We start from the raw sequence: 19,375 nt of genomic DNA on the forward strand, positions 1-19,375 counted from the left end.
CCGTCGTGGTCCGGCTCGTCGCCGGGCGGGCGACGGGGGCCGCGGCGTGCCGGTCCTCCGCGACGCGCCCGGAGCGTGGACGGAGGTGCGCCGAGCCGTTCCGAGCATGTATCTTGACGTCGAGATAATTCGCGACCCGAGCCGCCGTAGGCTGGGAGGTCGCACCGTCCTGCCGCCTGGGTGACCCCCATCCCCGGGCAGACTCGCCCAGCGAAGGAGCACCACGTGAGCAGCGTCGACAGCTTCGGATCGAAGGGAACGCTCGAGGTCGGTGACGCCTCGTACGAGGTGTACCGCCTCGCGGCCGTCCCCGGGCTGGATCGCCTGCCGTTCAGCCTCAAGATCCTCGCGGAGAACCTGCTCCGCACCGAGGACGGCGCGAACATCACCGCCGACCACGTGCGCGCGCTCGCCGGGTGGGACCCGAACGCCCAGCCCGACACCGAGATCCAGTTCACGCCCGCCCGCGTGATCATGCAGGACTTCACCGGCGTGCCCTGCGTCGTCGACCTCGCCACGATGCGCGAGGCCGTCGCGGAGCTCGGCGGTGACCCGTCCCGCATCAACCCGCTCGCGCCCGCCGAGATGGTCATCGACCACTCCGTGCAGATCGACGTCGCGGGACGCCCCGACGCGTTCGAGCGGAACGTCGAGCTCGAGTACCAGCGCAACCGTGAGCGCTACCAGTTCCTGCGCTGGGGCCAGACGGCGTTCGACGACTTCAAGGTCGTCCCGCCGGGCACCGGCATCGTGCACCAGGTCAACATCGAGTACCTCGCGCGCGGCGTCATGGTCCGTGACGGTCGTGCCTACCCCGACACGTGCGTCGGCACCGACTCGCACACGACGATGGTCAACGGCCTCGGCGTCCTGGGCTGGGGCGTCGGCGGCATCGAGGCCGAGGCGGCCATGCTCGGCCAGCCGGTGTCGATGCTCATCCCGCGCGTCGTCGGGTTCAAGCTCACGGGCCAGATCCCGTCGGGCGTGACCGCGACCGACGTCGTGCTCACCATCACGCAGCAGCTGCGCCAGCACGGTGTCGTCGGCAAGTTCGTCGAGTTCTACGGCGACGGCGTCGCCGCGGTGCCGCTCGCGAACCGCGCCACGATCGGCAACATGAGCCCCGAGTTCGGCTCGACGGTGGCGATCTTCCCGATCGACGGCGTGACCATCGAGTACCTGCGCCTCACCGGCCGCTCGCAGGAGCAGCTGGCGCTCGTCGAGGCGTACGCCAAGGAGCAGGGCCTCTGGCACGACCCGTCGGCCGAGGGCTACACGGAGCCGGTCTTCTCCGAGTACCTCGAGCTCGACCTGTCGACGGTCGTCCCGTCGATCGCCGGCCCGAAGCGCCCGCAGGACCGCATCGAGCTGTCCGAGGCCAAGGAGTCGTTCGCGGCGTCGATCCTCGACTACGTCGACCCGCACGAGGCCGCCGCGTTCACCGGTCTCGACGAGTCCGTCGAGGAGACCTTCCCGGCGTCCGACCCGATCGCGGCCAGCGCGCACACCGACTCGTCCGACGCACCCGCGGGCGCGCTGCACGGCGACTCGGCCCACCGCCCGCACAAGCGCGTCCCCGTGACGCTCGCGGACGGCACCCGGACCGAGCTGGACCACGGGCACGTCGTCATCGCGTCGATCACGTCGTGCACCAACACGTCGAACCCGTCGGTCATGCTGGCGGCGGCGCTGCTCGCGCGGAACGCGGTCGAGAAGGGCCTGACGGCCAAGCCGTGGGTCAAGACGTCGATGGCGCCCGGCTCGCAGGTCGTCACGAACTACTACGAGAAGGCCGGCCTGTGGCCGTCGCTCGAGAAGCTCGGCTTCCACCTGGTCGGCTACGGCTGCGCCACGTGCATCGGCAACTCGGGCCCGCTGCCCGACGAGGTGTCGGCGACCGTCAACGAGCACGACCTGTCGGTCGTCTCGGTGCTGTCGGGCAACCGCAACTTCGAGGGGCGCATCAACCCCGACGTGAAGATGAACTACCTCGCGTCGCCGCCGCTGGTCATCGCGTACGCGCTGGCCGGGACGATGGACTTCGACTTCGAGAACGAGCCGCTCGGCACGACCGAGTCCGGCGAGCCGGTGTTCCTCCGCGACATCTGGCCGTCGCCGCAGGACGTGCAGGCGACGATCGACGCGTCGATCGACCGTCAGATGTTCACCGAGGACTACGCCGACGTGTTCACCGGCGACGAGCGGTGGCGCTCGCTGCCGACGCCCGAGGGCAACACGTTCGAGTGGGACGCCGAGTCGACCTACGTCCGCAAGCCCCCGTACTTCGAGGGCATGGGCGCGACGCCGGAGCCCGTCACCGACATCACCGGCGCGCGCGTGCTCGCGAAGCTCGGCGACTCGGTCACCACCGACCACATCAGCCCCGCGGGCTCGATCAAGGCGGACAGCCCCGCGGGCGTCTACCTGGCCGAGCACGGCGTGGAGCGTCGCGACTTCAACTCCTACGGCTCGCGCCGCGGGAACCACGAGGTCATGATCCGCGGCACGTTCGCGAACATCCGCCTGCGCAACCAGCTCGTGCCCGGCACCGAGGGCGGGTTCACGAAGAACCTGCTCACGGGCGAGGACACGACGATCTACGACGCGTCGGTCGCCTACCAGGAGGCGGGCGTCCCGCTCGTCGTCCTCGGCGGCAAGGAGTACGGCTCGGGCTCGTCGCGCGACTGGGCGGCCAAGGGCACGCGACTGCTCGGCGTCCGCGCGGTCATCACCGAGTCGTTCGAGCGCATCCACCGCTCGAACCTCATCGGGATGGGCGTCCTGCCGCTGCAGTTCCCCGAGGGCGAGAACGCCGACTCGCTCGGCCTGGACGGCACGGAGACGTTCGACATCGCGGGCGTCACCGAGCTCAACGAGGGCCGCACGCCCCGCACGGTGCACGTGACCGCCACGAAGACCGACGGCGGCGTCGTCGAGTTCGACGCGGTCGTCCGCATCGACACGCCCGGCGAGGCGGACTACTACCGCAACGGCGGCATCCTGCAGTACGTGCTGCGGTCGCTCGTGAGCTGATCGCGGCGGGCGCCTCGCGCCTGACCGACGGGCCGTCTCCCCTGGGAGGCGGCCCGTCGTCGTCCGAGGACGCGCCTACACCTGCCCGAAGCCGGGCGCGGTCGTGACGGCCCACGAGCGGCGCAGGAGCTCCTCGAGGACCGTCAGGTCGACCTCGTCGAGGTCCTTGAGGTAGAGGCAGCTCACGCTCGTGGTGTGCGGGCCCAGGCGCGCCAGCAGGTCCGCGTGCGCGTCGAAGCCGTCGGCGAGGTAGACGGTCGTCGACGAGCGGCGCGGCGAGAACCCGGCGGCGCTCGCGTCACCCTCGCGACCCGACGCGTACCGGTAGTGGTACCGGCCGTAGCCGACGATCGACGGGCCCCACATGCGGGGTTCCTCGCCCGTCACGCGGCCGTACAGCGCGAGCAGCCGCTCGGCGTCGCGGCGTCGTACGGGGTGCTCGACGGCGTCGACGAACGCCCGGACGTCGGCGTCGGTGGGGACGGTCTTCGGCTGGTCGGCCATCGGCCCAGTATCGCCGCGCGTCGCGGTCGGGTCACGGGTCGACGGCGAACGCGCCGGCGACCAGGGCGACGAGCGCGCGCAGGTGCGTGCCCGCCTCGTCGTCGCGGTCGGGGTTGGCCTCGACGACCACGAGGCCCGCGAAGCCGTCGGCGCGGACGAGCGCCGCGAGCAGCCGGGCCAGGACCGGCGGGGTGAGGCCGCGGCCGTACGTCGGGACGTCGGCCACGGGGAGCGCGAAGAAGTCCAGCACGTCGACGTCGAGGTGCACGAGGAAGCCGTCCGGCCCCGACACGTGCGTGGCCGCGGCCGCAACCGCCTCCGGAGCTGCCACGACGCGGGAGGCGGGCAGACGCGTCGCGGGGACGAGCCCGTGCACGTCCTCCTCCTCGTCGGCGTACCCGACGAACGCGAGCCGGTCCGCGGCCAGCAGCGGGCGACGCGGGCCCAGGCCGGCGAGCGCGTCGTGCGCGCCCGGCAGGTCGAGCGCGTGCGCCACGCCCATGGAGTCGGCGATCGGCTCGTCGGCATGGTCGGTCGGCAGGTGCAGGTCCTGGCCGCCGTCCACGTACACCAGCCCGAGGTCGCGGCCCGCGTCGGCCGCGGCCGCCAGCACCGCGAGGGTCACGGTGCACTCACCGCCGACGACGAGCGGCGCGTGGCCCGCGGCGAGCACCCCCAGCACGGCCGCGCGCGCCTCCTGCAGCCCTGCGGCGACGCGGTCGACGTCGTGCGGCACGGTGGTCGTCGGCGGGTCGTGCCGCCACCGGGCCACCGGGGTGTCGCCGTGGTCGACGACGTCGCGCCCGGCGGCCGAGAGCGCGGCGACGAGCCCGGCGGCCCGCAGCGCTGCGGGTGCGCGCTCGAGTCCCGGCGCGTGGGCGGCGGCGCTGGACGGCACACCGAGGAGTCCGAGCGGCACGGGCGTCATGCCCGCCACCGTACGGACGGGGCCCGACACGGACCCGTCAGACGGCGAGGGCCTCCTCCAGCGCACGGCGTCCGACCTGCGCCAGGTGCGGGTGGTCGACCGGGTGCTGCAGCAGGATCACCGCGAAGTGCAACGCCCACGCGTGCGCCCGCCGCCACATGGCGTCGTCCCAGCCGCACGCGGCGTCGAGACGGTCGCGGAACGCGCCCCGGCCGTCGGCGTCGAACGTGAGCCACGCGGTCGCGAGGTCCGAGGCCGGATCACCCGAGGTGACGTCGCCGAAGTCGATGAGCGCGTGCAGCCGGCCGTCTCGCACGAGCAGGTTCGCGGGGTGCGGGTCGCCGTGCAGCCACAGCGCGGGCCCGTCCCACGCCGGCGCCGCCGCGAGCTCGGCACGCCGCTCGAGCACGCGGTCGGCCTCGGGGAGCGCGATCCGGTCCAGCCGGTCGCGCAGCACCGTCGCGTCGGGGGACAGCGGTACGCCGCGGAACGGGTTGACGGGCGCGTCGGCAGGGGCCGGCCGGTGCAGCGCCACGAACACGTCCGCGAGGTCCGCGACCCACGCCGTGCGGTCGGCGACGGGCGCGCGCCACGCCGGCTCCGCGTGGAACCACGGCACGACGCTCCACGCCCACGGGTAACCGTCGCCGGGCACACCGACGCGCACCGGCACGGGCGTCGCGACGGGCAGCCGCGGTGCGAGGACCGGCAGCCACCGCTGCTCGTGCGCCACGAGCGGCGCGGAGACGGACCGGACGGGGAAGCGCAGCGCGAGGTCGTCGCCGAGACGCCACAGGACGTTGTCCCAGCCGGTCCCGGCGGGCGTGAGCGGGAGGTCGGCGAGGTCGGGATGCTGCGCGCGCAGCAGGCCGCGCACCAGCGTCTCGTCGACGTCGATCTCGGGCACGGGGTGGGTCACGGTGCTCCTCTCGCGCTGGGCCGCTCGTCCGGGCCGGTGGTACCGCGAACGCCCGCGCGGCGACGGTCCGCCAGGCTACGGTGCGGACGACGGACGCGTCGGGGCGTCCCGGGCCGGCGGGAGGATGCGGGTGCGGACGGGCGAGGCGCGGACCGGGGCCGTGCGGACCGGGGCCGTGCGGACCGGGGCCGTGCGGACCGGGGCCGTGCGGACCGGGGCCGTGCGGACCGGCGTCGTGCGGACCGCCGGGACCGCGGTGGTGGTCCTCGTCGTCGCCGCGTGCGGAGCCGACAGCCAGGCCGGCTTCGGGATGCCGACGCAGACGGCCGTCGGGGGCGTCCCGGGCGAGCGGACCGAGGTCGAGGGCGTCCTGCGGGTCGAGGTGAACGGCTGCTTCACGCTCGAGCTCGACGACGGCTCACGTCGCTGGGTCGTCTGGCCGGACGGCTTCGAGCACGACGGCGAGGGCGTGGTGCTCGCCCGCTCGTTCCGGGCGCTCGACGGCGACCGCCTCGTGGGCGAGGGCCTCCTGGTCGACGCCGCCGCACTGCCGGACTGGGAGAACCCCGACTCGTACGCCCACGCGTTCGGGACGTTCTGCGAGGCCGGCGACCTCGGCGTCGTCGCGTTCGACGAGGTCGCGACGGCCTGACCGGGCCGACGCCGGGCGCGAACCCGCCGGACGGGCGTCAGTGCGGCCGGACCTCGCGCCGCACGTCCCACGGCACGGCCCAGCCGAGCGCGTCGAACATGCGGCTCAGCACGATGCCCGTGAAGCCCCACACGACGAGGTCGTCGACGACGAACGCGGGCGTGCGCACGCGGGCCCCGAAGCGCTCGTGCACGACGCTCGCGCGGTGCGTCGGGTCGAGCAGGTCCGCGACCGGCACGCGGAAGACGTCGACCGTCTCGCCGTGGTCGACGGCAGCCACCTCCGACGGCCGCGTCCACCAGGCCGGCACGGGCGTCACCACGTGGTTGCTCACGGGAACGGCGAGCGGCGGCAGCTCGCCGAGCACCTCGACGCCGGTCGGGTCGAGCCCGGTCTCCTCGACGGCCTCGCGGACCGCGGCTGCGGCGGGGGAGTCGTCGTCGGGCTCGGTCCGACCACCCGGGAACGCGACCTGGCCGGCGTGATGGCCCAGGGTCGCGGCCCGACGCTGCAGCAGCACGTCGAGGTCGCCCGCGACGGCCGGCCGGTCCGCGTCGGCGGTCGCGGCGTCGAGCACGCCGAACAGCACGAGCACCGCCGCGGGGCGGGCGGCCGACACGTCGCGCAGCACGCGCGTCGGGTCGACCCGCCAGTCCAGCCCGCGTGCGCACAGGTCCAGCAGCTCGGCCCGGGCGCCGGCGGGGGTCGCGGGGGCCGACGTCATCCGCGCGTCCGGACGAGCTCCCCGAACGCGGCGAACGCCTTCTCGGCGGCGGGCACGAGCGTCGGCAGGTGCCGGGCACCGCCCGCGCGGACCGCGTCGACCTCGTCCGGGTCGAGCGCCGCCGTCATGTCGGGCGTGCCGAGCCACAGGTCGAGCATCGACGCGGTGACCTCGGGGTGGAACTGCAGCCCGAGCGCGCTGCCCGCGCGGAACGCCTGCACCGGGGTGGTCGGCGTCGACGCGAGCAGCGTCGCGCCCGCGGGCAGGTCGACGGCGTCGGAGTGCCAGTGCAGCACGGTCGGCCGGTCGCCGAGCGCGCCCAGCACGAGGTCCTCGGCGACGACGTCGACGGGGGCGAACCCGATCTCCGTGCCGTGCCGCAGGTGCAGCCGTGACCCGAGGGCGAGCGCGAGGACCTGCATGCCGAGGCACACGCCGAGCACGGGCACGTCGGCGTCCACCGCGTCGGCGAGCAGGCGCCGCTCGACGACCAGGCCAGGGAAGCGCTCGTCGTCGGCGTCCATCGGCCCGCCCATGACGACGACGCCGGACACCTCGTCGAGCGCGGGCAGCCGCGGCTCGGCGTCGTGCAGCACGGTGCGGATCCGCAACGGTCCGTCGATCCCGGCCGCGATCAGCCCCGGACCCTCGTGCGGGACGTGCGTGAGGACCAGGACGGGGCGCACGCCGGTCACCAGCCGTCGGGCAGCGGGCGGCCCTCCTCGTAGCCCGCCGCGGACTGGATGCCGACCGTCGCGCGGTCGAAGAGCTCCTCGAGCGAGGTCGCGCCGACGTACGTCGCGGCTGAGCGGACGCCCGCGGTGACGTGGTCGAGCAGGTCCTCCACACCGGGACGGCGCGGGTCGAGGTACATGCGCGAGGACGAGATGCCCTCCTCGTAGAGCGCCTTGCGGGCCCGCTCGAACGCCGAACCGCCCCGCGTGCGTGCGGCGACGGCACGCGCCGACGCCATGCCGAAGCTCTCCTTGTACAGGCGGCCCTCGCCGTCCTCGTGCAGGTCGCCGGGCGACTCGTGCGTCCCGGCGAACCAGGAGCCGATCATGACCTGCGACGCACCGGCTGCCAGCGCGAGCGCGACGTCGCGCGGGTGCCGCACGCCGCCGTCCGCCCACACGTGCCGGCCGAGCCGGCGGGCCTCGGCGGCGCACTCCAGCACGGCCGAGAACTGCGGGCGGCCGACCGCGGTCATCATGCGCGTCGTGCACATGGCGCCCGGCCCGACGCCGACCTTGACGATGTCGGCGCCGGCCTCGATCAGGTCGCGCGTGCCCTGGGCGGTCACGACGTTGCCCGCGACGACCGGCACCTGCGGGTCGAGCGAGCGCACGGCGCCGAGCGCCTCGAGCATCTTGCGCTGGTGGCCGTGCGCGGTGTCGACGACGAGCACGTCGACGCCCGCCTCGAGCAGCTCGGCCGTCTTCGCCTTGACGTCGCCGTTGATGCCGACGGCGGCGCCGACGCGCAGACGCCCCTCGGCGTCGGTCGCGGGCGCGTAGATCGACGAGCGCAGCGCGCCGACCTGCGTGAGCACACCGACGAGGACGCCGTCGCGGACGACGGGGGAGAAGCGGCGGCGCGAGCCGTGCAGCTGCTCGAACGCGGCCTCCAGGCCGCGCGTGCCGCCCTGCTCGACGACGGACAGGTCGACCGTCGTCGGGTGCGGGGACATGACGTCCTCGACCTGCGTGAACCGGTCGACGCCCTGGCAGTCGGCCTCGGTCACGACGCCGACCGGGCGGCCGTCCCGCACGACGACCGCCGCGCCGTGCGACCGCTTGCCGATGAGCGTGAGGGCGGTGTGCACGGTGTCGTGCGGCGAGACGACGACCGCGCTCTCGACGACTGTGTGCCGCGCCTTCACCGAGGACACGACGTCCGCGACCACGTCGGTCGGGATGTCCTGCGGGATGACCGCGATGCCGCCGCGGCGGGCGACCGTCTCGGCCATCCGGCGGCCCGCGACGGCCGTCATGTTGGCGACGACGACGGGGACGGTGGTGCCGGTGCCGTCGACGGGCGTGAGGTCGACGTCGAAGCGGGAGATGACCTCGGAACGCGACGGGACGAGGAAGACGTCGCCGTAGGTGAGGTCGGAGGCCGGAGTCTGGCCGGGCAGGAAGCGCATGGGAGTTCCCCTTTCCGATCGATGGTACCGGGTGGGGTGCGCGCGGCCTCGGCGGGACCGTGGGGCGGGCCGGGACCTGCGGCGTCGTCGCGCGGGATCTTCACCGCGCCTCCACGGTACCGACCACGCCCCTGACCGGCCCGGACGGCGGGGACCACCCCGCGGGACCTAGAGTGTGCAGGCGAAGCCTTCGGCGTCCGCAGCGTGCGGCATCGTCGCCGCACCGGGAGGAGAGGCTGCCTCATGGCACTGCTGGAGTCGATCACGTCACCCGCGGACGTGCGCCGCCTGACCCGCACGCAGGTCGCGCGGCTCGCGGACGAGATCCGCACGTTCCTCGTCGAGTCGGTGTCGCGGACGGGCGGCCACCTGGGCCCGAACCTCGGCGTCGTCGAGCTGACCATCGCGCTGCACCGCGTCTTCGACTCGCCGCGCGACACGATGGTGTTCGACACCGGTCACCAGGCGTACGTGCACAAGCTGCTGACGGGCCGCACGGACTTCTCGCAGCTGCGCCGTCGTGGTGGGCTCTCGGGCTACCCGAGCCGCACGGAGTCGGAGCACGACGTCGTCGAGAACTCGCACGCGTCGACCGCGCTGTCGTGGGCCGACGGGATCGCCAAGGCCAACCAGCTCCAGGGCCGCGGGCAGCGGCACGTCGTCGCGGTCATCGGCGACGGCGCGCTCACCGGCGGCATGGCCTGGGAGGCGCTCAACAACATCGCCGCCGGCCAGGACCGTCGCCTCGTGGTCGTCGTCAACGACAACGGCCGGTCCTACGCGCCGACGATCGGCGGCCTCGCCCGTCACCTCGACACGCTGCGCACGACACAGGGCTACGAGAACGTCCTGTCGTGGGGCAAGCAGACGCTCCGCCGGTCCGGCCCGCCCGGGCGGTTCGCGTACGACGCGCTGCACGGCCTGAAGAAGGGCATCAAGGACGTCGTCGCGCCGCAGGGGATGTTCGAGGACCTCGGGCTCAAGTACGTCGGGCCGGTCGACGGGCACGACGAGCAGGCCGTCGAGCACGCGCTGCGCCGCGCCAAGGCGTTCGGCGGGCCCGTGATCGTGCACGTCATCACCGAGAAGGGCCGCGGGTACACGCCGGCCGAGCAGGACGTCGCCGACCGGTTCCACGCGGTCGGCCAGATCCACCCGGAGACGGGTCTGCCGCTCGCTCCGTCGCGGTTCGGCTGGACGAGCGTGTTCGCCGACGAGATCGTGCGCATCGGCCGCCGCCGCAAGGACGTCGTGGCGATCACCGCGGCGATGCTCCAGCCGGTCGGGCTCGCGCCGTTCGCCGCGGAGTTCCCCGACCGCGTGTTCGACGTGGGCATCGCCGAGCAGCACGCGGCGACGTCGGCCGCCGGGATGGCCTACGGCGGGCTGCACCCGGTCGTCGCGGTCTACGCGACGTTCCTCAACCGCGCGTTCGACCAGGTGCTCATGGACGTCGCGCTGCACAAGGCCGGCGTGACGTTCGTGCTCGACCGGGCGGGCCTGACGGGCGACGACGGCGCGAGCCACAACGGCATGTGGGACATGGCGATGCTCGGCATCGTGCCCGGCCTGCGCCTCGCGGCTCCGCGCGACGAGCCCACGCTGCGCGACGCGCTGCGCACGGCCGTCGACGTCGACGACGCCCCCACGGTCGTCCGCTACCCCAAGGGTGCGATGGGCGACCCGCTGCCCGCGGTCGACGACGTCGACGGGATCGACGTGCTCGCGCGCCACGACGGTGCGGACGCCGAGGCGCGGTCCGTGCTCGTCGTCGGCGTCGGGGCGATGGCGGCGACCGCCGTCGCGACGGGCGAGCTGCTCGCGGCGCACGGCCTGCGCGTGACCGTCGTCGACCCGCGCTGGGTGCTGCCGGTGCCGACCGCGCTGACCAAGCTCGCGGGCGAGCACGACCACGTCGTGACGGTCGAGGACGGGCTCGTGGACGGTGGGATCGGCGCGCTGCTCGGGCAGCGCTGCACCGACGTCGGCGTGCACACGCCCGTGCAGGCGGTCGGCATCCCGCGCCGGTTCCTCGACCACGCGTCGCGCGACCAGCTCGTCGGCGAGCTGCGGCTGGGGCCGAACGACGTCGCGCGGGACGTGCTCACGGCCCTCGGCCGGGTGCCCGGACCGGGGCAGTAGCGCACGTCACAGCGGCCCTCGCGGGGGCCGGGGCGAAGGTCCCAAGACATCCCATCACTTGCTCCATAGGTTCGAGTTATCGACCCGCACGGAGGAGCGAAGATGTCCACCACCGCAGTCCCCGCCACCGCCCACGACGAGGCCACCACCCCGGCCGCGTGGACCGGCTTCGTCATCGGCCCCTGGGCCGACCATGTCGACGTGCGGGACTTCATCCAGCGCAACTACACGCCCTACGAGGGTGACAGCGCGTTCCTCGCGGGCCCGACCGCCCGCACGACGCGCATCTGGGACCGCCTGAGCGCGATGTTCCCGGCCGAGCGCGAGAAGGGCGTCTACGACGTCGACGCGAAGACCCCGTCCACGATCACGTCGCACGCCCCCGGCTACATCGCGAAGGACGACGAGATCATCGTCGGCCTCCAGACCGACGCCCCGCTCAAGCGCGCGATCATGCCCAACGGCGGCTACCGGATGGTCGAGAAGTCGCTCGAGACCTACGGCTACGAGCCCGACCCGATCGTCTCCGAGATCTTCAGCAAGTACCGCAAGACGCACAACGACGGCGTCTTCGACGTCTACCCGCCGGCCGTGCGCGCCGCGCGCTCGTCCCACATCATCACGGGCCTGCCCGACGCCTACGGCCGCGGCCGGATCATCGGCGACTACCGCCGCGTCGCCCTGTACGGCGTCGACGCGCTCATCGCCGCCAAGAAGCTCGAGCGTGCCGAGCTCGACATGGAGCGCTCCGTCGAGGACGTCATCCGCGACCGCGAGGAGAACGCGGAGCAGATCCGCGCGCTCAACGAGCTCAAGCAGATGGCCGCGTCCTACGGGTACGACATCTCCGGCCCGGCGACGACCGGCCGCGAGGCCGTGCAGTGGCTGTACTTCGCGTACCTCGCCGCCGTGAAGGAGCAGAACGGCGCCGCGATGTCGCTCGGCCGGACGTCGACCTTCCTCGACATCTACCTGCAGCGCGACCTCGAGGCCGGCATCCTCACGGAGGAGCAGGCGCAGGAGATCATCGACGACTTCGTCGTGAAGCTGCGGATCGTGCGCTTCCTGCGCACCCCCGAGTACGACGCGCTCTTCTCGGGCGACCCCACCTGGGTGACCGAGTCGATCGGCGGCATGGGCGAGGACGGGCGCACGCTCGTCACGAAGACGTCGTTCCGCTACCTGCAGACGCTCTACAACCTGGGCCCGGCGCCCGAGCCGAACATGACCGTGTTCTGGAGCGACAGCCTCCCGGCCGGGTTCAAGGCGTACTGCGCGCAGGTGTCGATCGACACGAGCGCCGTGCAGTACGAGTCCGACGAGCTCATCCGCAACGACTGGGGCGACGACGCGGCCATCGCGTGCTGCGTGTCCCCGATGCGCGTCGGCAAGCAGATGCAGTTCTTTGGTGCTCGCGTGAACCTCGCGAAGGCGCTGCTCTACGCGATCAACGGCGGCCGCGACGAGGTCTCCGGCAAGCAGGTCGCGCCGGTCACCGCGCCCGTCGAGGGCGACGTGCTCGACTACGACGACGTCATGGCGAAGTTCGACAAGACGATGGACTGGCTGGCCCAGACCTACGTCGACGCGCTCAACTGCGTGCACTACATGCACGACAAGTACGCGTACGAGCGCATCGAGATGGCGCTGCACGACCGCGAGATCCTGCGGACCCTGGCCTGCGGCATCGCCGGCCTGTCGGTCGTCGCCGACTCGCTGTCCGCGATCAAGTACGCCAAGGTCACGGCGCTGCGCACGACGGACGGCCTCGTCACCGAGTACGCGATCGACGGCGACTTCCCGACGTACGGCAACGACGACGACCGCGCCGACGACATCGCGGTGTGGATCGTCAACACGTTCATGGAGAAGATCCGGCAGTACCCGACGTACCGGAAGGCGCTGCACACGCAGTCCGTCCTGACGATCACGTCGAACGTCGTCTACGGCAAGGCCACCGGCTCGACCCCCGACGGCCGCCGCGCGGGCGAGCCGTTCGCCCCGGGTGCCAACCCGATGAACGGGCGCGACTCGCACGGCATGCTCGCCTCGGCGCTGTCCGTCGCGAAGCTGCCCTACTCGCAGTCGCAGGACGGCATCTCGCTCACGTCGTCGGTCGTGCCCTCGGGCCTCGGCCGCACGCGTGAGGAGCAGGTGACGAACCTGGTCGGTCTGCTCGACGCGTACACGCTGTCGAACGGCTACCACATGAACGTCAACGTCCTGAACCGCGAGACCTTGCTCGACGCGATGGAGCACCCGGAGAACTACCCGCAGCTCACCATCCGCGTCTCGGGCTACGCCGTGAACTTCGTGCGGCTGACCCGCGAGCAGCAGCTCGACGTCCTGTCCCGGACGTTCCACGGCGCGGTCTGACCGACGCCGCACCCGCACGCACCCGTAGCAGTCCCGGCACCGAGGAGCACGACGATGACGACCCAGACCGAGCAGCGGAGCACCGGCGCCCCCGTGGTGGCGCTCGGCGCGCCGCTGGTCGGCGGGTCGCACGAGCGGGCCCACGGTGCCGGGACCGCCGGTCTCACCGAGGTCGAGGCCGAGCGGTCCGCGCGGCTCGCCGCGGTGCGGGCCGGTGACGTCGGGTCCGTGCACTCGTGGGAGCTCGTCACGGCGGTCGACGGTCCCGGGACGCGCCTCACGGTCTTCCTCGCCGGGTGCCCGCTGCGGTGCCTGTACTGCCACAACCCCGACACGATGGAGATGCGCCGCGGCACCGACGTCGCCGCCGACGACCTGCTCAAGCGCGTGCAGCGCTACCGCGGCGTCATGAAGGCGACCGGCGGCGGCCTCACGATCTCGGGCGGTGAGCCGCTCATGCAGCCCGCGTTCGTGCGCCGCCTGCTGCGCGGCGCGAAGGCGATGGACGTGCACACCGCGATCGACACGTCCGGCTTCCTCGGCACGCACCTGTCGGACGCGATGCTGAACGACGTCGACCTCGTCCTGCTCGACGTGAAGTCGGGCATCCCCGAGACCTACCGCAAGGTCACCGGTCAGGACCTGGCTCCGACCCTGGCGTTCGGCCGCCGGCTCGCCGACCGTGGCACCCGGACCTGGATCCGGTTCGTCCTCGTCCCGGGCCTCACCGACGCGGTCGAGAACGTCGACGCCGTCGCCGACTACGTCGCGTCGCTGGGCGAGTGCGTCGAGCGCGTCGAGGTCCTGCCGTTCCACCAGATGGGCCGCGACAAGTGGGCCGAGCTCGGCATGAGGTACGAGCTCGACGACGTCGAGCCGCCGTCGCCCGAGCTCGTCGAGCGCGTGCGCGACCAGTTCCGCGCCCGCGGTCTCACCACCTTCTGACCGGGGCGGCCCCGGGCGGGCTCTGGCAGGCTGGCGGGACCACTCCCGAGCCGTGAGGAGACCCCCGTGCGCAGCGCGATGTTCGGCACCAGCCTCGAGGCCGCGACCACCGACCGGTTCGCGCTCCAGAACGACAAGATGCTGCGCGTGCACCTCGACGGCGAGGTGTTCGCACGGCAGGGGTCGATGGTCGCCTACCAGGGCGACATGAGCTTCGCCCACCAGGGGTCCGGTGGCGTGCAGAAGTTCCTCAAGAAGGCCTTCACGGGCGAGGGTGTCCCGCTCATGAAGGTGACCGGGCGCGGCGACCTGTTCCTCGCCGACGACGCGTCCGAGGTGCACGTCGTCACGCTGGAGGGCGACTCGATCACCGTCAGCGGGCGCAACGTGCTCGCGTTCGACACCTCGTTGCAGTGGGACATCCGCCGTGTCGAGGGTGCCTCGATGATGGCCGGTGGGCTGTTCAACACCGTGTTCACCGGGGTCGGCCAGCTCGCGATCACGTCGTTCGGCCCGCCCGTGATCCTGAACGTCGACCAGCCCACCTTCGCCGACGCGCAGTCCGCGATCGCGTGGTCGTCCACCCTGCAGACCGCGGCGAAGTCGTCGATGTCGGCGGGAGCGCTCGTGGGACGCGGGTCGGGCGAGGCGCTGCAGATCGCGTTCTCCGGGCAGGGGTTCGTCATCGTGCAGGCCAGCGAGGGCCCGCGGATCGTGCAGCAGAACGGCTGACGCCCCGCCGGGGCGCGGCGGGGCGTCAGAACGCCGCGATCGTGCCGGGCGCGCGCTGCGGGCGGGACAGCGTCCGGACCAGTGCGTCCTGGCCGTGCCGGCGCAGCGCGAGGTCGGACAGCAGGCGCACGACGGGCACGACCGTCGCGGCGTCGAACTGCGGCGTCGGCAGCCCGACGCTGGACGCCAGGTCGTCGCTGTGCACGACGATCTCCATGAGCCGCGTGACGAGGAAGTCGTCGGTCGCGAGCGCGGCACCCGTCCAGGGCAGCAGGACGACCTCGGGCGCGGCCGCGAGGACGCCGTCGAGGCGTCCCAGGATCTCCCCGGCCTCGGTGGACAGCGCCTCGGGGCCGACCGCCGCCTCCTCCTCGGAGCGCGTGCGCACGCCGACGTTCGCCGGCCCGTCGAGGTCCTGCTGGATCCACGCGGCGCGCGCGTAGTGCTCGTCGACGGTGATCGGCTCGACGTCCGCCGCCGGGCCGGTGAGCACCTCGACCACCCGCAGCGGCTGGACGACGAGGTGCCGCGCGAGCGCGCCGACGCTCATGCCGGCGCACGACGACTCGTCGTCCCACGCGGCGGCGACCTCGGGCCGCGCGACGAGGTCCACGAGCAGGCGGGTCGCGGGAACGAGGGCGGTCCGGTCGAGGTCACCGGCGAAGGTCAGGGGCGGCAGCGTGATCGGCACGTCGCCCACCCTCGCGCACGCCGCCGACCTGGTGCAACGCGCGTCCCGGTCCGGGCACGACGGAGGCCCGCGACCGGCTGTCGGGGACGAGCAGCCGGTCGCGGGCCTCGGGGACGTCAGCGCGTCGGGACGTTCGCCACGCCGTCGGGCAGGAGCCGGCGGCCGAGGACCTTCTCGCTGTAGCCGGTGCGGTCCAGGTACGGCGTGATGCCGCCGAGGTGGAACCCCCAGCCGGCGCCGAGGATCATGCACAGGTCGATCTGCTGCGGCGTGGCCACGACGCCCTCGTCGAGCATGTGCCCGACCTCGACGGTGAGCGCCGTGAGGACGGCGTCGAGCACGCCGATCTCGTCGAGCGGCGACGCGGCCGGCTCGATCTCGCGCGCCTCGTCGAAGACCGCCTGGATCGCCGGGTTCACGGGCTTCGGGAGGCCCTTGGCCGGTGCGTCGAGCACGACGCGCGTGCCGTCCGCGACGAGCTTCTCGAGGCCCGGCGAGCGCGGGAACCGGTCGCCCAGGTCCTCGCGCAGCGACGTCAGCACGTGCAGGCCGACCGCCGGCCCGACGAGGTCGAACAGCTCGAACGGCGGCATCGGCAGGCCGAGCGGCCGCAGCGCGCGGTCGGCGACCTCGACGGGCGTACCGTGCTCGACCGCGTCGACGATCACGCCGAGCAGCAGCACGAGCAGTCGGTTGACGACGAAGCCGGGCCGGTCGGCGACGAGCACCGCGGTCTTGCGGAGCTTCGTGACGACCGCGAACCCGGTGGCGAGCGCCTCGGCGGACGTGTGCTCGGCCTGCACGACCTCGACCAGCGGCATCGCGGCCACGGGGTTGAAGAAGTGCAGCCCGACCACCCGCTCGGGGTGCTGCAGGTCGGCCGCCATGGCGCTCACGGACAGCGCCGACGTGTTGGTCGCGAGGATCGTCGTCGGTGCGACGACGCCCTCGAGCTCGGCGAACACCCGCTTCTTGAGGTCGAGGATCTCGGTGACCGCCTCGATCACGAGGTCGCACGACGCGAGGTCGTGCAGGTCGGTCGTGCCGGTGATCGCACCGAGGGCGCGCGCACCCGCCGACTCGCTCATCCGCCCGGTCGACACGAGACGCTCGACGGTGCTGCGGACGGCCGCGAGACCCTTCTCGACGCGCTCGTCGTCCAGGTCGCGCATGACGACCGGCACGCCGAGCCGCTGCGAGAACAGCAGCGCGATCTGCGCGGCCATGAGCCCCGCGCCGACGATGCCGACGCGCGTGACGGGCTGCGCGAGCGACGCGTCGGGTGCGCCGACGGGCTTCTTGCCGCCCGAGACCAGGCCGAACGCGTACACGCACGCCCGCATCTCGTCGCTCATGATGAGGTCGGCGAGCGCGTCGTCCTCGGCGGCGAACGCCTCCTCGCGGCTGGCCGTCCGCGCGGCGGCGACGAGGTCGAGCGCGCGGTACGGCGCGGGCCGCGAGCCGTGCACGACGGCGTCGAGCCGCTGGCGGGCCGCCGCGACGACGCCGTCCCACAGCGGCTCGGGGTCGAGCGGGCGACGCTCGACGACGACCTCGCCCGACAGCACGCGCGCCGCCCACCGGACCGACTCCTCGAGGAAGTCGGCCGGGTCGAGCACGACGTCGACGAGCCCGATCTGCGCCGCCTCACCGGCCGCGAACGGCTTGTTGGCAGCGGGTCGCGTGAGGATGACGTCGAGCGCCTTCTCGACGCCGACCAGGCGGGGCACGATGTACGCCCCGCCCCAGCCGGGGACGAGCCCGAGGCCCGTCTCGGGAAGCGCGAGCGCGCGCACGTCGGACGCCACCGTGCGGTAGTCGCAGTTCAGCGCGAGCTCGAGGCCGCCACCGAGCGCGACGCCGTTGACGAACGCGAACGTCGGGACGCCCATGTCGTGCAGCAGCCCGTACGCGGCATGACCGCCCCGGCCGAGCTCGAGCGCCGTGTCGCGGTCGGTCACGGTCGTGACCTGCGTGAGGTCGGCGCCGGCCGCCAGGAAGTACGGCTTGCCCGTGACGGCGACGGCCTGCACCTCGCCCGCACGGACGCGCTCGCGGACGGTCGTGAGGGCCGCGGTCAGCTCGGCGATGCCGAGCGGGCCGAGCGTCGTCGGCTTGGTGTGGTCGAGGCCGTTGTCGATCGTGACGAGCGCGAGCGTGCCGGCACCGCCGGGCAGGCTCACGTCCCGGACGAGGGCGTGCGAGACGCGCTCGGCGCGGGGCTGCGGGGCGTCGGGGGTCGTGCTCACTGCTGGCCTCCGTCGGTCGCGACGTACTCGGGGTGGTGGGGGTTCTCCCAGACGACGGTGCCGCCCTGGCCGAGGCCGACGCACATCGTCGTGAGGCCGTACCGGACCTCGGGGTGCTCCTCGAACTGGCGCGCGAGCTGCGTCATGAGCCGCACGCCCGACGACGCGAGCGGGTGGCCGACGGCGATCGCGCCGCCGTACGGGTTGACGCGCGGGTCGTCGTCGGCGATCCCGAACGCGTCGAGGAACGCGAGCACCTGCACCGCGAACGCCTCGTTGATCTCGAACAGGCCGATGTCGTCGATCGTGAGGCCCGCCCGGTCGAGCGCCTTGCGCGTGGCCGGCACCGGACCGACGCCCATGATCTCGGGCTCGACGCCCGCGTACGCGAACGAGACGAGCCGCATGCGCGGGGTGAGGCCGAGGTCGGCGGCGGTGTCCTCCGCGGCGAGCAGGCACGACGCGGCACCGTCGGTGAGGGGTGCGGACGTGCCGGCGGTGACGCGGCCGCCCGGGCGGAACGGCGTCGGCAGCGCGGCGATGCCCTCGACGGTCGTGCCGGGTCGCGGCGGCTCGTCGGCGGTCGCCAGGCCCCAGCCGCGCTCGGGGTCGCGCAGCGCGACGGGCACGAGGTCCGGGTCGATCTGCCCGGCGGCGAGCGCGGCGGCGTACTTGGCCTGGCTCGCGGCGCCGTACGCGTCGGCGCGGTCGCGCGTGAGCTGCGGGAACCGGTCGTGCAGGTTCTCGGCGGTCACGCCCATGTTGAGGGCGTCGGGCGCGACGAGCTTCTCGGACAGGAACCGCGGGTTGGGGTCGGCGTCGAAGCCCATGGGGTGGTGGCCCATGTGCTCGACGCCGCCGGCGATCGCGACGTCCTGCGCCCCGATGCCGATGGTCGCGGCGACGTTGGTCACGGCGGTCATCGCGCCCGCGCACATGCGGTCGACCGCGTAGCCGGGCACGGTGCGGGGGAGTCCGGCGAGGACGCCGACGGTGCGGCCCAGGGTCAGGCCCTGGTCGCCCTGCTGGGTGGTCGCGGCGATCGCGACCTCGTCGACGCGCTCGGCCGGCAGCTCGGGGTGGCGGCGCAGGAGCTCGCGCACGGTCTTGACGACGAGGTCGTCGGCGCGGGTGTGGGCGTAGAGCCCGTCCTTGCGCGCGCGGCCGAACGGGGTGCGGACCCCGTCGACGAAGACGACGCGGCGGGCGACGGGCGGTCGGGCGGATGCGGTCGGCATCGGGCCTCCAGGCGTGGACGACGGTGTCCGGTCACGGGTGCGGGTCCCGCCGGGACGGGACCGCTGGGGCCGACGCTACCGGGACCTAGGTCCTAC

The 19,375-nt window shown here is 73.5% G+C and carries 15 protein-coding genes; 6 read left to right on the forward strand and 9 right to left on the reverse strand.

The window, feature by feature from the left end:
* The first annotated feature begins 225 nt into the window (after positions 1 to 225).
* Positions 226 to 3,033, forward strand: a complete 2,808-nt coding sequence (locus OOT42_RS09105) for an aconitate hydratase (protein ID WP_273654542.1) — start codon at positions 226 to 228, stop codon at positions 3,031 to 3,033.
* A gap of 75 nt (positions 3,034 to 3,108) precedes the next feature.
* Here OOT42_RS09105 and OOT42_RS09110 read toward each other — a convergent pair whose 3' ends face one another.
* Genes OOT42_RS09110 through OOT42_RS09120 form a run of 3 tightly spaced genes read right to left on the reverse strand, consistent with a single transcriptional unit; the run spans position 3,109 to position 5,384 of the window.
* Positions 3,109 to 3,537 carry a DUF1801 domain-containing protein gene (locus OOT42_RS09110; protein ID WP_273654543.1) on the reverse strand — a complete coding sequence of 143 codons (429 nt, stop codon included), beginning with the start codon at positions 3,535 to 3,537 and terminating at the stop codon, positions 3,109 to 3,111.
* Between the two features lie 31 nt (positions 3,538 to 3,568).
* A complete protein-coding gene (locus OOT42_RS09115) occupies positions 3,569 to 4,465 on the reverse strand; it encodes an arginase family protein (protein WP_273654544.1) in 897 nt (298 codons plus the stop codon).
* Between the two features lie 37 nt (positions 4,466 to 4,502).
* Entirely contained in the window at positions 4,503 to 5,384 is an 882-nt protein-coding gene (locus OOT42_RS09120; RefSeq protein ID WP_273654545.1) for an aminoglycoside phosphotransferase family protein, read from the reverse strand.
* Positions 5,385 to 5,589: 205 nt separating this feature from the next.
* Between OOT42_RS09120 and OOT42_RS09125 the strand changes: the two genes are divergently transcribed.
* Positions 5,590 to 6,036, forward strand: coding sequence for a hypothetical protein (locus OOT42_RS09125; RefSeq protein ID WP_273654546.1), 447 nt, complete (start codon positions 5,590 to 5,592; stop codon positions 6,034 to 6,036).
* Positions 6,037 to 6,073: 37 nt separating this feature from the next.
* Here the strand turns inward: OOT42_RS09125 and OOT42_RS09130 are convergent, their stop codons facing one another.
* From OOT42_RS09130 to OOT42_RS09140, 3 genes are read right to left on the reverse strand one after another with little or no spacing between them, the layout of a single operon-like run.
* On the reverse strand, positions 6,074 to 6,760 hold the full coding sequence (locus OOT42_RS09130; protein WP_273654547.1) for an NUDIX hydrolase: 687 nt from the start codon (positions 6,758 to 6,760) through the stop codon (positions 6,074 to 6,076).
* Positions 6,757 to 7,446: a type 1 glutamine amidotransferase gene (locus tag OOT42_RS09135; protein ID WP_273654548.1), complete on the reverse strand. Its 690-nt coding sequence runs from the start codon at positions 7,444 to 7,446 to the stop codon at positions 6,757 to 6,759. Before OOT42_RS09135 ends, OOT42_RS09130 begins: the two co-directional genes overlap by 4 nt.
* Positions 7,447 to 7,451: 5 nt before the next feature.
* Positions 7,452 to 8,906 (reverse strand): GuaB1 family IMP dehydrogenase-related protein, encoded by a 1,455-nt coding sequence (locus OOT42_RS09140; RefSeq protein WP_273654549.1) that lies wholly within the window; start codon positions 8,904 to 8,906, stop codon positions 7,452 to 7,454.
* Between the two features lie 243 nt (positions 8,907 to 9,149).
* Here OOT42_RS09140 and dxs point away from each other — a divergent pair, with 243 nt between their 5' ends.
* The 4 genes from dxs (at position 9,150) to OOT42_RS09160 (ending at position 15,101) form a co-directional block, all read left to right on the forward strand.
* Positions 9,150 to 11,048 carry a 1-deoxy-D-xylulose-5-phosphate synthase gene (gene dxs, locus OOT42_RS09145; RefSeq protein ID WP_273654550.1) on the forward strand — a complete coding sequence of 633 codons (1,899 nt, stop codon included), beginning with the start codon at positions 9,150 to 9,152 and terminating at the stop codon, positions 11,046 to 11,048.
* Positions 11,049 to 11,150: 102 nt separating this feature from the next.
* Positions 11,151 to 13,424, forward strand: a complete 2,274-nt coding sequence (gene pflB / locus OOT42_RS09150; RefSeq protein WP_273654551.1) for a formate C-acetyltransferase — start codon at positions 11,151 to 11,153, stop codon at positions 13,422 to 13,424.
* A gap of 54 nt (positions 13,425 to 13,478) precedes the next feature.
* On the forward strand, positions 13,479 to 14,369 hold the full coding sequence (gene pflA / locus OOT42_RS09155) for a pyruvate formate-lyase-activating protein (RefSeq protein WP_273654552.1): 891 nt from the start codon (positions 13,479 to 13,481) through the stop codon (positions 14,367 to 14,369).
* Positions 14,370 to 14,435: 66 nt separating this feature from the next.
* Positions 14,436 to 15,101: an AIM24 family protein gene (locus tag OOT42_RS09160; protein WP_273654553.1), complete on the forward strand. Its 666-nt coding sequence runs from the start codon at positions 14,436 to 14,438 to the stop codon at positions 15,099 to 15,101.
* A 25-nt stretch (positions 15,102 to 15,126) separates the two neighbouring features.
* On the opposite strand, the gene OOT42_RS09165 is transcribed toward OOT42_RS09160, so the two are convergent.
* The 3 genes from OOT42_RS09165 to OOT42_RS09175 form a co-directional block, all read right to left on the reverse strand.
* Positions 15,127 to 15,792 (reverse strand): maleylpyruvate isomerase N-terminal domain-containing protein, encoded by a 666-nt coding sequence (locus tag OOT42_RS09165; RefSeq protein ID WP_273654554.1) that lies wholly within the window; start codon positions 15,790 to 15,792, stop codon positions 15,127 to 15,129.
* A gap of 116 nt (positions 15,793 to 15,908) precedes the next feature.
* Positions 15,909 to 18,041, reverse strand: a complete 2,133-nt coding sequence (locus OOT42_RS09170; protein WP_273654555.1) for a 3-hydroxyacyl-CoA dehydrogenase NAD-binding domain-containing protein — start codon at positions 18,039 to 18,041, stop codon at positions 15,909 to 15,911.
* Entirely contained in the window at positions 18,038 to 19,279 is a 1,242-nt protein-coding gene (locus OOT42_RS09175; protein WP_273654556.1) for a thiolase family protein, read from the reverse strand. The genes OOT42_RS09170 and OOT42_RS09175 overlap by 4 nt, the downstream gene beginning before the upstream one ends.
* Positions 19,280 to 19,375: the final 96 nt, after the last annotated feature.

Origin of the sequence: Cellulomonas fimi, assembly GCF_028583725.1 — a bacterium.
In the GTDB taxonomy this organism is placed as follows: domain Bacteria; phylum Actinomycetota; class Actinomycetes; order Actinomycetales; family Cellulomonadaceae; genus Cellulomonas; species Cellulomonas fimi_B.